At 68.2% G+C, this 12,162-nt stretch carries 10 protein-coding genes; 5 read left to right on the forward strand and 5 right to left on the reverse strand.

Going from position 1 to position 12,162, the window contains the following annotated elements; translation table 11 throughout:
- Positions 1 to 113: 113 nt before the first annotated feature.
- The 4 genes from ACZ45C_RS09050 to glpA all read right to left on the reverse strand — a co-directional run bounded on the left by ACZ45C_RS09050 (position 114) and on the right by glpA (position 6,003).
- Entirely contained in the window at positions 114 to 1,160 is a 1,047-nt protein-coding gene (locus ACZ45C_RS09050; protein WP_460558640.1) for a hypothetical protein, read from the reverse strand.
- A gap of 136 nt (positions 1,161 to 1,296) precedes the next feature.
- Positions 1,297 to 2,739, reverse strand: a complete 1,443-nt coding sequence (locus tag ACZ45C_RS09055) for an anaerobic glycerol-3-phosphate dehydrogenase subunit C (protein WP_460558849.1) — start codon at positions 2,737 to 2,739, stop codon at positions 1,297 to 1,299.
- A 92-nt stretch (positions 2,740 to 2,831) separates the two neighbouring features.
- Positions 2,832 to 4,211 (reverse strand): glycerol-3-phosphate dehydrogenase subunit GlpB, encoded by a 1,380-nt coding sequence (gene glpB, locus ACZ45C_RS09060; protein WP_460558642.1) that lies wholly within the window; start codon positions 4,209 to 4,211, stop codon positions 2,832 to 2,834.
- Complete coding sequence (gene glpA / locus ACZ45C_RS09065; RefSeq protein WP_460558644.1) at positions 4,198 to 6,003, reverse strand: anaerobic glycerol-3-phosphate dehydrogenase subunit GlpA; 1,806 nt, start codon at positions 6,001 to 6,003, stop codon at positions 4,198 to 4,200. The genes glpB and glpA overlap by 14 nt, the downstream gene beginning before the upstream one ends.
- A 417-nt stretch (positions 6,004 to 6,420) precedes the next feature.
- On the opposite strand from glpA, the gene glpK reads away from it, so the two are divergent.
- The 5 genes from glpK to ACZ45C_RS09090 all read left to right on the forward strand — a co-directional run bounded on the left by glpK (position 6,421) and on the right by ACZ45C_RS09090 (position 11,806).
- The gene (glpK, locus tag ACZ45C_RS09070; RefSeq protein ID WP_460558646.1) at positions 6,421 to 7,950 is read left to right on the forward strand and encodes a glycerol kinase GlpK; all 1,530 of its coding nucleotides are present in this window, start codon (positions 6,421 to 6,423) and stop codon (positions 7,948 to 7,950) included.
- Positions 7,951 to 7,952: 2 nt separating this feature from the next.
- Positions 7,953 to 9,041, forward strand: a complete 1,089-nt coding sequence (locus ACZ45C_RS09075; protein WP_460558648.1) for a hypothetical protein — start codon at positions 7,953 to 7,955, stop codon at positions 9,039 to 9,041.
- Positions 9,042 to 9,275: 234 nt separating this feature from the next.
- Complete coding sequence (locus ACZ45C_RS09080) at positions 9,276 to 10,439, forward strand: Cdc6/Cdc18 family protein (protein ID WP_460558650.1); 1,164 nt, start codon at positions 9,276 to 9,278, stop codon at positions 10,437 to 10,439.
- Positions 10,440 to 10,515: 76 nt separating this feature from the next.
- Positions 10,516 to 11,199 carry an HAD-IIB family hydrolase gene (locus ACZ45C_RS09085; RefSeq protein WP_460558652.1) on the forward strand — a complete coding sequence of 228 codons (684 nt, stop codon included), beginning with the start codon at positions 10,516 to 10,518 and terminating at the stop codon, positions 11,197 to 11,199.
- Positions 11,200 to 11,296: 97 nt separating this feature from the next.
- Positions 11,297 to 11,806, forward strand: coding sequence for an MOSC domain-containing protein (locus ACZ45C_RS09090; protein WP_460558654.1), 510 nt, complete (start codon positions 11,297 to 11,299; stop codon positions 11,804 to 11,806).
- A gap of 30 nt (positions 11,807 to 11,836) precedes the next feature.
- Here the strand turns inward: ACZ45C_RS09090 and ACZ45C_RS09095 are convergent, their stop codons facing one another.
- On the reverse strand, positions 11,837 to 12,121 hold the full coding sequence (locus ACZ45C_RS09095; protein ID WP_460558656.1) for a DUF357 domain-containing protein: 285 nt from the start codon (positions 12,119 to 12,121) through the stop codon (positions 11,837 to 11,839).
- Between the last annotated feature and the right edge of the window lie 41 nt (positions 12,122 to 12,162).

Below are 12,162 nucleotides of genomic sequence, written 5' to 3' on the forward strand. Positions count from 1 at the left end.
CCGCTCGGGGAATATGAACTCACGGGTTGGATTCACCACGCGAGCGACGTGGTATTTTCCTCCCTGAGGACGACGGTCTCGCTGCCACCGGTCGCGGGGTTCACCCTCGCCGGCTACAGGTTTTGCTCGATGTACCGGTGAATCGCGCGGACCCGATCCGGCTCGAACGACCAGAGCCCACGCCAGACCCGGGGTTCCGACTCGACCGCGAGGAGAGCGACACCGCCTTCCAGCCCGCGTTTGATGTCGGCACCCGCCTCCGGACCGACCGGCCGAGGTCCGTCCGGCGGACGGTACACGACGAACCAGCTGTCGGTGTAATCTGGCGTGTAACCGCCGTGGACGGTCGCGTCGATCCCGCTCGGTACGTCGTCAGGAACACCGTACAGGTGCGTCTCGACTCCGCCGTCGGCCACGCGCTCGTACACCTCTCGGGTCCCGACCTCGTCGTCGAGGCGCGAGAGCCGCTGGAACGACGAGCGGAGCGTCCCGTCTCCGGCGATCCACGCCGTCCGTTCGATGAACCGAGAGATGGTGATGAGAAGCAGCTTCTGCCTGTTCGACTCGGGATAGCCGCGAAGCGTGAACAGCGCGTCGTCGAGCCCGGAGATGACGGACGGAAGTTCGAGGTCGGCGATCGAGCGGCTGCCCGTGATATACAGGTCGGAGTTAACGAAGAGCACCGCGTCTCCGAGTTCGCCGAGCGTCGACCCCGCGATCACCTCGTCGCCCTCGACGAGAAGCGCGAGGTTCTCGACGTCAGTCAGGCTGTCGCCGTCGAACGACACCGCCTCGTTCCGACGCAACGCCTCCGCGTCGATCACGAGGTCGGACGTGGTTCCGGAGCCGTCTCCGGCCGTCCGCACCTCGGTGAACTCGCTCGCGGTGACGCCTCCGCCGCGCGTCACCTTCGACGAGGCCGCCCCGCCGCCCGCCCTCGTCGCATCCGTCGACTCCGCCGTCGAATCCATCGACTCCGCCGTCGCATTCGTCGTTGCATCCGCCGTCTCCTCTACCGTCCGTCCGTCGGTCACGGTCACCCCGCCGTCTCCGAACGTGTCGACGAGCATGTTCAACACGGGGTCGGGATCGGTCCGGTTGACCACGACGAGGGACCGCTCGACGCCGTCGAAGCGGTCGAGGAGGTGTTCGAGCGTCACGACGACCTCTCCGTGTGACCCGCGTATAAGCATTGGCTCACGGTTATCCCGTTTGAAAAGCGGAACGAGGAGCCGCAGAGTCACGCGATTTCGTCGCTTCCCTCAGCGCGTGTTCCCGCTCCGACCTCGAGGCGATTCACACGACCGTGTCTTCGAGCAGTTGGAGCGGGTGTTCGATCTCGTAGCCAGTGCCGTGTTCCATCTGCATAGCGCAGGTCGGACACTCGGTCATCCCCACGTCGCCATCGGCGTCTTCCATGTGCTCGAACATCTCCGCGCCGATCTCCATCGACTTCTCGTACTTCTCCTCCTTCCAGCCGTAGGTGCCGGAGATACCCGAACAGGAGTCGCCGACGTCCTCCATCTCGACACCCTCAACGTCGCGGAACGTCTCGACAGCCTGACGGGAGAGGCCCTGATTGCGGGCGTGACACGGCGCGTGGTACGCGAACGACCGCTCGTCGGCGAGTTCGGTGTCCGCCAGTTCGCCCTCCAGATCCTCGCGGATCCGGAGGTACTCCAGCGCCTCGAAGGTGTGCTCCGAGACGTCCTCTATCCCGTGGATGTCGAACAGCTCAGGGTATTCCTGTCGCAGCGAGAGCGAACACGAGGTACAGGAGGCGATCACGTCCGCCCCCTCGCCGATCGCCTCGATCAGATTCTCGACGTTCGTCTCGGCGTGGCGACGCGCGTCCTTCAGCATGCCGTTCGCGAACATCGGCGTCCCCGAGCACTTCTGGGGCGGTACCATGACCTCGTAGCCGAAGTGCTCGTACACCCGCACCATGGCCTTGCCGACCTCGGGCGTGTTGTAGTTCGAATAGCAGCCGTGGAAATAGGCCACTCGTTTATCGGGGTCTTCGATCTGTGCGCCGCCGCGCTCGCGCCACCACTCCCGGAACGTCTGGGTGGCGAACTCGGGGAACTCGCGCTCGCTTGTGACGCCGAGCAGCTTCTCCCCGAGCGTCATCGCACCCGGAATCTTCGTCGCGGCGTTCGCCAGCCGCGGCACCTTGCTCGCGATGTCGGCGAAAAAGCGGTAGTTCGAGAGGATCCGGTTCCGGATGTACTCCCGCGAGAGCTTCTCCATCTGCTCTTCGACGAACTGCCCCCGCGCCTCGTTGTGCATCTGCGAGAGCGGCACCGAGGAGGGGCAAGCGTCGTCACAGCGCATGCAGTTCGAACACGAGGTGATCGACTCGTCGATGTCGTGGTCGTCCTTGCGCTTGAGCCGCCACTGCTCCGGCCCTTGGAACTTCGGCCCCGGGAACTCCTCGTCGACCTCGGCGACCGGACAAGAGGTGTCACAGCTCGTGCACTTGTAACAGGAGTCCGCGCCCTCTCGGAGGTCCAAGTCGCCACCGGGGAACACGTCGACCGGATCGTAGGCGTCGGGGTCGAGGTCCGCGGAGTCGGTTCCGCCCGTCGCGCTCTCGACGCCGCCGTCGGTGGCGGCGCGGTCCGCGATCGCGGCACCGTCGGCCGCGTCGCCGTCGACCTCCTCCGAATCTCCGTCGTCGGGGACGAAGATCGACGGCTGCTCGTCGCGGCCGAGCCGGGGGACCCCCGGTTCCGACATGGTTTCTTTGCTCGGTTCCGACCTGGTTTCTTCGCCCGGTTCGTCGGTCGTCTCCCGCCCGTCGCCGTCACCGTCGCTCTGTGTGTCTCGTGTCATTCGTTCGCCTCCGTCGCCGCCTCTCGTCCGGCCGTCACGCCGGTCGCGAGCGACACTCCGCTCGCGGACTTCTCCCTCGCCACGTCCGCGCCGCCGACGACCCCGCCGGCCGCGAAGACGTTCTCGTACTGTACCGATCCGCCCGCATCCAGCGGTCGACACTGCTCGTCGGGGCGCACCCCGAACCGGGCGTACGGCTGGTCGCCGAACGCGTCGTCGACGAACCACTCGTAGCGGTCCTTGGGCTGGTCGACGTGCAGATCGAACACGGGCTCGCGGACTCCCTCCCGATCGGAGTCGAGCCCCTTCCCGACCAGCCCGCCCGTCGCCAGCACGAACGCGTCCGCTCCGTAGGGCGTTTCGCGGCCCTTCCGATCCACCGAGACGGTCTCGATCCGCCCGTCCGCGGCCGCGTCGATACCCACCACGGGGTTCCCGGTCTCGAACCGCACGCCCGCGTCGTCGAGCGCGTCGTACAGCCGGTCTTCGAGCCGGAGCCCCGGCAGGCTCGGCGGCCCCATCGGGATCTCGAACACGTCGGCCCCGAGCCGGTCGGCGAGTTCGGCGCGCACCTCGTCGCCGCGGTCGTCGCCGAGGAACGCCGGGAACCCCACACGCTCGACGCGGTCGACGCCGCCAGATTCGTCGATCACGTCGTGAAGGTGCGGCGCGACCGCCGCCGCGAGCGCCTCGCGAGCGGGCGTGCCGTCGATCGGCTCGTCGTGATCGAGCGCCTTCGCGAACCGGGTGACCTTCGTGTCAGCGCGGAACGCTTCCGCGAACTCGACTTCCGCGCCGGCGACGTCGAACGGGACGCCGGCCGCCTCCAGCCGTCCCGCGAACGTCCGAGCGTCGTACTCCGTGAGCGACCGGAACCCGACGACGAGCGTCGACCGATCGTCGCTCGCGAGCCCCGCCTCGGCGGCCGCGGGGTACCGCGCGGTCGGCTTCACGGTCCCGCCGAACGTCGGCAGGAGGGCGTTCCGGTCGGTGTGGCCCCCGCGGTAGGCGTCGCCCGCGAGGTCGTCGAAGAGCGCGAGCCCGTCGCGGAGCGCCTCCGGTCCGACGATTCGGTACGGATGCGACTCGGGGAGTCGGTCGACGCCGGTGAAGGGATCCGAGAGCGGCCCCTCGGGGTCGGGCCACTCGTCGCGGTCGAGTTCGCGGCCGGCCGTCGGCGGCCCCTCGCGGAGCGGCTTCGCGGGCTCCGTCGCCGGGACGTAACCGAGCGCGTCGATCAGTCCCGAGGCCTGCCGGAGCGTGCTCGACTTGTGCGAGACGAGCCGAACGTCCGCGCCCTCGCGGGCCGCCGCGATCGCCGACGTGATCGCCGCGAGCCCGCCGCCGACGACGAGCACGTCGCTATCGATCGCCATCGGCCCCCCCGTCGTCGGCGTCTGCGCGGCAGCCGGCTGTCGCCTCGGTTCCCGCGCGCCCGCCGTCCGTGGCCGCCGTCCCGGTGTCGCTGCCACCGCCGGAGTCGGACCCGGTCGCGGCGTCGGCTCCGGCGTCGAACGCGCCGAAGTCGACCTCGCCGTCGAGTCCCGCCGGGTCGCCGTCGCGGTTCATCGTCGTCGCGTGCAGCAGGTGGTTCAACATCGCCTGCGAGAGCTGTCGGCCCCACAGCGCGTGCCGCTGTCCCTTCCAGCGTTCCTGATACAGTTCGTCCTCGGCGTCGCGAACGACCGGTTCCGGGTACTCCTGTGCCAGCTCCGCGGCGATCCGGTGAGAACAGAGCCCGCCCTGACAGTTGCCCATCGAGGCGCGGGTCCGGAGGCGGACCGCGTTGAGGTCGCTGCCCGCCTCGTCTATCGCGTCTCGTACCTCCGCGCGGGTGACCCCCTCGCACTCGCAGACCACGGGGTTCGGATCGACGCCGGAGAGCACGTCGTCGGCGCGCGAGCCGAGCCGCTGGCCCGAGCGCCGGGCGACAGGCGATCGGAGACCGAACTCGTCCATCAGATCGCTCATTCGAGCGGGACTCTCCGAGCCCGGAAGCGGTGCGTCGGCGGTGTCACAGACTGCTTCGTGCCCGAGCGCGTCGCAGACGTGGTCGCTTATCGACTCGGCCATCATCCGGTAGGTGGTGAGCTTCCCGCCGACGATCGTCGTCATACCGGGGAGGTCGTCGCGGTCGCCGTGGTCGAGGAGGAAGTAGTCGCGCGTGATGTCGGTCGGGTCTTCCGTGCCGGTTCCCGGCGGCTCGTAGAGCGGGCGAACGCCCCAGAAGGAGCGAAGCGTCCGGGCGTCTTCGAGCGCGGGCACCAGTTCCGAGAGCGTTTCGATCATCAGGTCGACCTCCCAGTCCTCCTCGGGATAGTCCTCGGGATCGTCGACCTCTTCGTCGGTCGTGCCGAGAATGCAGGCGGTCTCGTGCGGGACGATGATATCGGCGTCACCCTTCGGTCGACAGCGGTTGATCACGGTGTCGACCTGCCGGGTGTTCATCACGGTCATAACGCCCTTGGAGGGGCGCACCTCCACGTCGACGCCGGCCATCTCGCCGACGTTGCCCGCCCACGCGCCGGTCGCGTTGACGACGTGGCGCGCGCGGATCTCCTCCGTCGTCCCCGGCTCGCGGTGGACGCGCTTGCCGGGGCCGGTCTCGTGTTGGACCTCGACGCCGACGACCTCGCCGCCCTCGACGAGCACGTCGGTGACCGGGGCGTGCGTCTCGATCCGCGCGCCGTGCTCGCGGGCGTCGACCGCGTTCGACACGCAGAGCCGAAACGGGTCGACCGCGCCGTCGGGCAGCGCGATCGCCTTCTCCACGTCGCGCGCGAGGTACGGCTCGCGCCGACGCGCCTCCTCTCCGTCTATCACTTCGACCGGAATGTCGCACGCGCGACATCCATCTAGTTTCTCCTGAAAGTACTCCTCCGAGTCTTCCGGTCGCTTCACGAACAGCCCGCCAGTCTCCTCGACGCAGTGGGCCGCGATGTCGCGGAGGACCCGGTTCTCCTCGATACACTCTCTCGCGCTCTTCTGATCGGATACGGCGTACCGCCCCCCACTGTGGAGCAGTCCGTGCATGCGCCCGGTCGTGCCGTGCGTCAGATTCCCCTTCTCGACGAGCACTGTCTCCAGTCCCCGTCGCGCCAGGTCCCTGACGACGCCGCACCCCGTCGATCCCCCACCGACGACGACGACGTCCACCTGTCTGTCCATGTGTGTCGCTCGGACCCTGCCCACTTTACTTTATCTCCTACCTCAGGGTACAGATAACGATAAGAGACATTCATATAAGACAATCGCGGGCGTCGCCGCGTTATTTATATACTATATTTTTTATACGCCGCTAATTCGAGATTTCAACGGGAAGTTTATTATGGTAGTACGTTATGTTCACGGATGGCGTAGTAGCTTCCGTGAAGATATGTCGCGTCGGCGGCGGTGACGCGCCCGCGTTCGGCTGGTGATATCGGTCTCGCCGCCGAACACGGCATCTGCGACGAGTGTCGCGGGAGAGATGTCACAGGGCGTTCCGGGTGGTGGCGGGTCGGACGACCGCCGCGGTACCACTCGTCGCCGTCGCGACCGCCGTCACCGTCGGGCCGGACCAGCGCCACAGGAGGGATCAAACACATGACACAGTACGTCGGTGCGATAGACCAGGGGACGACTGGCACCCGCTTTATGGTGTTCGACCATGGCGGACAGGTCGTCGCGAACGCTTACGAACAACACGAACAGATCTATCCCAATCCCGGGTGGGTCGAACACGACCCCATCGAGATCTGGGAGAACACCCAACAGGTCGTCCTCGACGGCCTCGCTGACGCGGGCCTCGACGCGGAGCAGTTGGAAGCGATCGGGATCACGAACCAGCGCGAGACGACGATCGTCTGGGACAAAGACTCCGGACGGCCGGTCCACAACGCCTTAGTCTGGCAGGACCGCCGGACGACCGACCGCGTCGAAGAGTTGCAGGAGGCCGACATGGTCGAAGATATCCGCGAGAAGACCGGCCTCGAAGCCGACGCGTACTTCTCCGCGACCAAGACCGAGTGGATCCTCGACAACGCGGAGCCGCTCAAGATGCAGAGTTCCCGCGGCGGCGACCTCCGCGCTCGCGCCCGCGACGGGGAACTGGTGATGGGCACGATCGACTCGTGGCTCATCTACAACCTGACGGGCAACCACATCACGGACGTGACGAACGCGTCCCGGACGATGCTGTACAACATCCGGGACCTAGAGTGGGACGACGAACTGCTGGAGGAGTTCGACGTCCCGAAGGAGATGGTTCCCGAGGTACGTCCCTCCTCCGACGAGGACTACTACGGACACACCGACGCGGACGGGTTCCTCGGCGAGGAAGTCCCCGTCGCCGGCGCGCTCGGCGACCAGCAGGCCGCGCTGTTCGGCCAGACCTGCTTCGACGAGGGAGACGCGAAGAACACGTACGGCACCGGCTCCTTCTACCTGATGAACACGGGCACCGACGCCGTCGAGTCCGACCACGGACTCCTGACGACCATCGGCTTCCAGATGTCCGGCGAGCCCGTGCAGTACGCGCTCGAAGGGTCGATCTTCATCACCGGCGCCGCAATCGAGTGGCTCGAAGACGTCGACCTGATCAACAACGCCGCTCAGACCGCGGAACTCGCCCGGTCGGTCGAGTCGACCGACGGCGTCTACATGGTCCCGGCGTTCACGGGCCTCGGCGCGCCCCACTGGGACGGCCGCGCCCGCGGAACCATCGTCGGGATGACCCGCGGCACGAGCAAGGAACACATCGTCCGCGCGACGCTCGAGTCTATCGCCTACCAGACGCGCGACGTCGCCGAGGCGATGGAGGCCGACTCCGGCGTGGAGACGACGAGCCTCCGCGTCGACGGCGGCGCGGTGAAGAACAACTTCCTCTGTCAGCTCCAGTCGGACATCATCCAGACCGACATCGCGCGACCGGAGGTCGACGAGACCACCGCGCTCGGATCGGCGTACGCCGCCGGCCTGGCCGTCGGCTACTGGGACACCGTCGACGAGCTCCGCGATAACTGGCAGGTGGACCGCGAGTTCACGCCGGAAAAGGATCAGACGGAGGTAGACAAGCTGTACAACCGCTGGGGCGACGCCGTCGAGAAGTCGCTCGACTGGGCACAGGAGGACTGACAATGCACGGACTCCTCTTGACGGTCCCGGTCATCGGAATGCCGGTTGAACAGTTCCTGCTGCTCGTCATCACCGCGCTCGCGGGCGGCGCGTTCGGGGCCGCGATCGGCGCGCTCCCGGCGTTCGTCTTCACCGGGTTCGTCGTGTTCCTCGGCGAGGGGATCGGTATCCTCCAGCGGGAACTCGCCACGAACGTCCCGGCGGTCGAACCGGGACAGCTCGCGGCCGGGATCACCGGCGTCATCGGCTTTGGGGCGATCACCGGCCCGCACATCGCCTTCGCGGGCGGCGTGGCCGCCTCGGCGTACGCGGGGAAAAAGTACCCGGAGATGGAGCCCGCCGGATGGGACTACCACTTCGGGAAGAACATCCTGTACGCGTTCGGCACGAAGCCGGACATCCTCGCCGTCGGCGCGGTCTTCGGCGTGATCGGCGTCGTCATCAACCAGCTCTCGGCGAATCTCCTCGTCGTGAGCGGTACCCCGGTTACCGACTCCATCGCGCTCACCGTCGTGTTGAGCGCGCTCGTCGCCCGGGTCGCCTTCGGCTACCCGCTCGTGGGCTCGCCGAACGGCTCCGGCTACCTCGACATGTCGCCGTTCGAAAACGAAGAGCCGCATCCGCAGGCCGACGGCGGCCCCGAAGAACACGCCGGTCGCCTCGCGACCGAGCCGTGGCTCCCCCAGCAGTACAAGTGGCTGAACGTCGCCGTCATCGGTATAGTCGGCGGCCTCCTCGGCGGGTACATCTGGATCCAGACGGGGAGCATCTTCATGGGCTACGCCATCTCGGCGATGAGCCTGCTGTTCTTACAGCTCGGCGTCGAGAACTTCCCGGTGACTCACCACATCACACTCATCGGTGCCGTCGGCGCGGTCGTCGTCGATCCCGTCGCCGGCAGCGTCGTCGCGCTGCTCGCGGCCGGCGTCTTCGGTGCGGTCAGCGGTCTCCTCGGCGAGGTCACCCAACGGCTGCTCTACTCGCACTCCGGCACGCACGTCGACCCGCCGGCGATGGCGATCGCCATCGCGATGGTCGCCGTGGCGATCCTCTCGATCCTCGGAATCTTGCCCAACGCGGGCTACCTCTGAGGATCATCGCCAGAGTGCCTCGCGACCGCGGCTCTTCGCTGCGTCCCGCGGGCTGCCGAGCCGTGAACCGTGTCGCACCCACCGAGACGCACCCATGATCACGCCACAGGACCCACCGATGCTCCGAGTTCGAGAACCGACCGCTGACGCGCCCGCCGGATCCGTGTGCGACGGGCCGACGGACGCCGACAGCGCTCCGCTTCGGTTTTATTCCCGGCCGATGGAGGGTGGCCCGTGAACATCGACGATCGGATCGAGCGCCGGCTCGGATACGATATCGGTGCCGGCGTGCTCGTCGACCTCAACGCCGTCTCGCCGGTCTCACACGTCGACTCGCCCGTCGGTCGAGGGCCGGCCTTCGAGCGGCTGCTCGATATCTTCGAGCCGGCCTTCTCCGGCAGTCTGCCGCCGAGTACCTACGTTCACGGCCCGAAGGGAAGCGGAAAGTCCGCGATCGTCTCGGCGCTCTTCGACCGGCTTGCAGCCCATAGCGGGCCGCGGCGTGCGATCCAGACGTCGACTCGCGCGGTCGAGCCGACGCTCCCCGGCTTCGTCTTCGCGGACGCGAGACGGGCCGCCACGCGGTTCCGACTGTACCACGCCGCACTCGACGCGGTGAGCGACGAACCGGTTCCGAAACACGGGGTCGGCACGGACGAGCTCGCAGAGAAGCTCCGCAGCGCGATGCGAACGGGTCCGGACCTCGTCGTCGCAGTCGACCACGCGAACGAACCGGAGACGCCCGACGCGGCGACCCTCGTCGAGTGGCTCGACGACGTGGACGGCGACATCGTCCCGGTGTGTTTAGGGAGACAGTCGCCCGACGCGATCGAGTGGGACCCGGCGGAGTCGGTCGGCTTCGAACCGTACCGCCGGCACGTCCTCGTCGAACTGCTGACCAGCCGCTGTTCGACCGGGCTCGGCCGCGACGCGGTCAGCCACGACCAGATCCGCGAGGTCAGTGAGTGGGCGGACGGCGACGCGCACGACGCCCTCGCGGCGATCACCGGGGCGGCTATCACCGCCGAACGCGAGGGAGCGTCGACGGTGCGCCCCCGCGACCTCGACGCGGGAATCGACGAAGTCGTGAAACCTGGCGTCGCGCTCGGACGCGTCCTCTCGCTGTCGGAGAGTCGCCGACGGCTCCTCTATGAACTCGTGAACCTTCCCGAGTCGGACCGGTCGTCCGTGAGTACCGCGACCGAGACGATCGCCTCGCGGCCGACCGTCGACCTGTCGGCGTCGACGGTACGGCGCGTCCTCTACGAGCTGGCCGACGCCGGTCTCCTCGACCGGGTGACCGTCGCGCGCAGCGACGGCAAGGGTCGTCCACCGAGCCGGCTCGTCCCGCGGTTCCCCACGCTCGTGTTCCGCGAGTTGTTCGACCGACCGCGGTAGGGCCCCGCCAATCGCGATAGTCCTCCCGTCCGACGACGAACGCAAGACAGTTGCCGCGGTCGCCCCGATCGAGGGTATGGTTCCGCCCCTCGCGTTGGACATCGACGGTACGCTGACGACGGCGAGCGGTCGGATCGACCCGCGCGTCTTCGAACTGCTACCCGACTGGGACGCGCCGGTCGTGTTCGCGACCGGAAAGGCGTTCCCGTATCCGGTGGCGCTCGCGCACTTCCTCGGACGTCCGGAGACCGTGATCGCGGAGAACGGCGGGGTGGCTCACGTCGACGGAGAGACGACGCTGCTTGGCGATCCGACCGCGCCCCGCGCCGTCGTCGAGGCGTTCGAGGCGCACGGCGGCGAGGTCGGGTGGGGCGACGGCGACACCGTGAACCGCTGGCGCGAGACGGAGGTCGCGCTGTCGCTCGACGCCGACGAGACCCTGTTGCGCGAGGTCGCGGCCGACGCCGACGGTCGCGTGGAGGTCGTCGACACCGGCTACGCGTACCACGTCAAATCGACGGCCGTGAGCAAGGGGCAGGCGCTCGAACGGGTTGCAGAGGCGCTCGGAGTCGCTGCCGCCGACTTCGTCGCCGTCGGCGACAGCGAGAACGACGCGTCCACGTTCGCGGTCGCCGGCGAGTCGTACGCCGTCGCCAACGCCGACGCGACCGCCCGCGACGCCGCAGACACCGTCCTGGGAGAGTCGTACATGGACGGGACTGCCGGTCTGTTGAGAACGCTTCGCGAGCGCGCGGAGTGAAGCGGAGACGGCGACGCCGACGGTCCGACACGGCGGCTACCGACCGCGGCGTAACCGCTTTGTCTACCCTGCTCGTGTGTCCACCAGTGACTCGAGTATGACCGGACGGATCGAGGCCGTCCACACCGCGCCCGAGGCGGGCGCGCCAATGGAAGAGCGAGACCGCGCGGAGGCCGTGTCGGGACGCGGGCTGCGCGGCGACCGGTACTTTCTGGAGCGTGGGACCTACTCGGAGTCGGCGCGGGACGTGAGCCGAGAACTCTCGCTGATCGAACGCGAGACGCTCGACGCCGTCGAGCGCGACTACGGGATCTCCGTCGGCGCGGACGAACACCGGCGTAACCTCACGACCGCCGACGTCGGCCTCAATCGCCTCGTCGGGACGCGGTTCCGCGTCGGCGAGGCGGTGTGCGAGGGAGTCGAACTGTGCGAGCCGTGCTCGTACCTCGAACGCCACCTCGCTCGCGAGGGGATCCACGACGCGCTCGTCCACCGGGGCGGACTGCGCGCGCGGATCGTGTCGGACGGGACCATCGAGCGGGGAGATTCGATAGCGGTCGTGGGGGACGCGCCGGACGCTGCACGCTCGCGGCTCGACGACTCGTGACCGGTTCGCGGCTCGACGGCCCGCGGGCGATCACGTGGTGAACAGCTCTGTGTCCTCGGGGACCGCGAACAAGCCCATCCGAACGCCGGCGTCGAGCCAACCGTAGCCGTACGAGTACGACGCGAGCGCGTTGACAGGGTCGTCTGCCTCGCGGAAGTGCCGTCCGTCTTCGAGGTACGACTCGGCCATCTCGGTCACGTCGGCCGCGGCCGCACCGAGGGGCGTGTCGGCGGGCGGGCGCGGCTCCGCGACCGCCAGCGCGTCCGCGAGCATGTGCTCGTAACGGTCCGTCTTCTCCTCCAGTTCGGCGGCCATGCCGCCGGATTGGGTGGAGCGAACAAAAAGGGCGTCGGGCG

It is taken from the genome of Halorubrum pallidum (assembly GCF_055380345.1).

What these genes read in the sequence shown, in the direction of transcription:
- ACZ45C_RS09085 (WP_460558652.1), top strand. Translation starts at nt 10,516, where the DNA reads ATGGTTCCGCCCCTCGCGTTGGACATCGACGGTACGCTGACGACGGCG.
- ACZ45C_RS09055 (WP_460558849.1), bottom strand. Translation starts at nt 2,739, where the DNA reads ATGTCGGAACCGGGGGTCCCCCGGCTCGGCCGCGACGAGCAGCCGTCG.
- ACZ45C_RS09090 (WP_460558654.1), top strand. Translation starts at nt 11,297, where the DNA reads ATGACCGGACGGATCGAGGCCGTCCACACCGCGCCCGAGGCGGGCGCG.
- glpB (WP_460558642.1), bottom strand. Translation starts at nt 4,211, where the DNA reads ATGGCGATCGATAGCGACGTGCTCGTCGTCGGCGGCGGGCTCGCGGCG.
- ACZ45C_RS09075 (WP_460558648.1), top strand. Translation starts at nt 7,953, where the DNA reads ATGCACGGACTCCTCTTGACGGTCCCGGTCATCGGAATGCCGGTTGAA.
- glpK (WP_460558646.1), top strand. Translation starts at nt 6,421, where the DNA reads ATGACACAGTACGTCGGTGCGATAGACCAGGGGACGACTGGCACCCGC.
- ACZ45C_RS09095 (WP_460558656.1), bottom strand. Translation starts at nt 12,121, where the DNA reads ATGGCCGCCGAACTGGAGGAGAAGACGGACCGTTACGAGCACATGCTC.
- glpA (WP_460558644.1), bottom strand. Translation starts at nt 6,003, where the DNA reads ATGGACAGACAGGTGGACGTCGTCGTCGTCGGTGGGGGATCGACGGGG.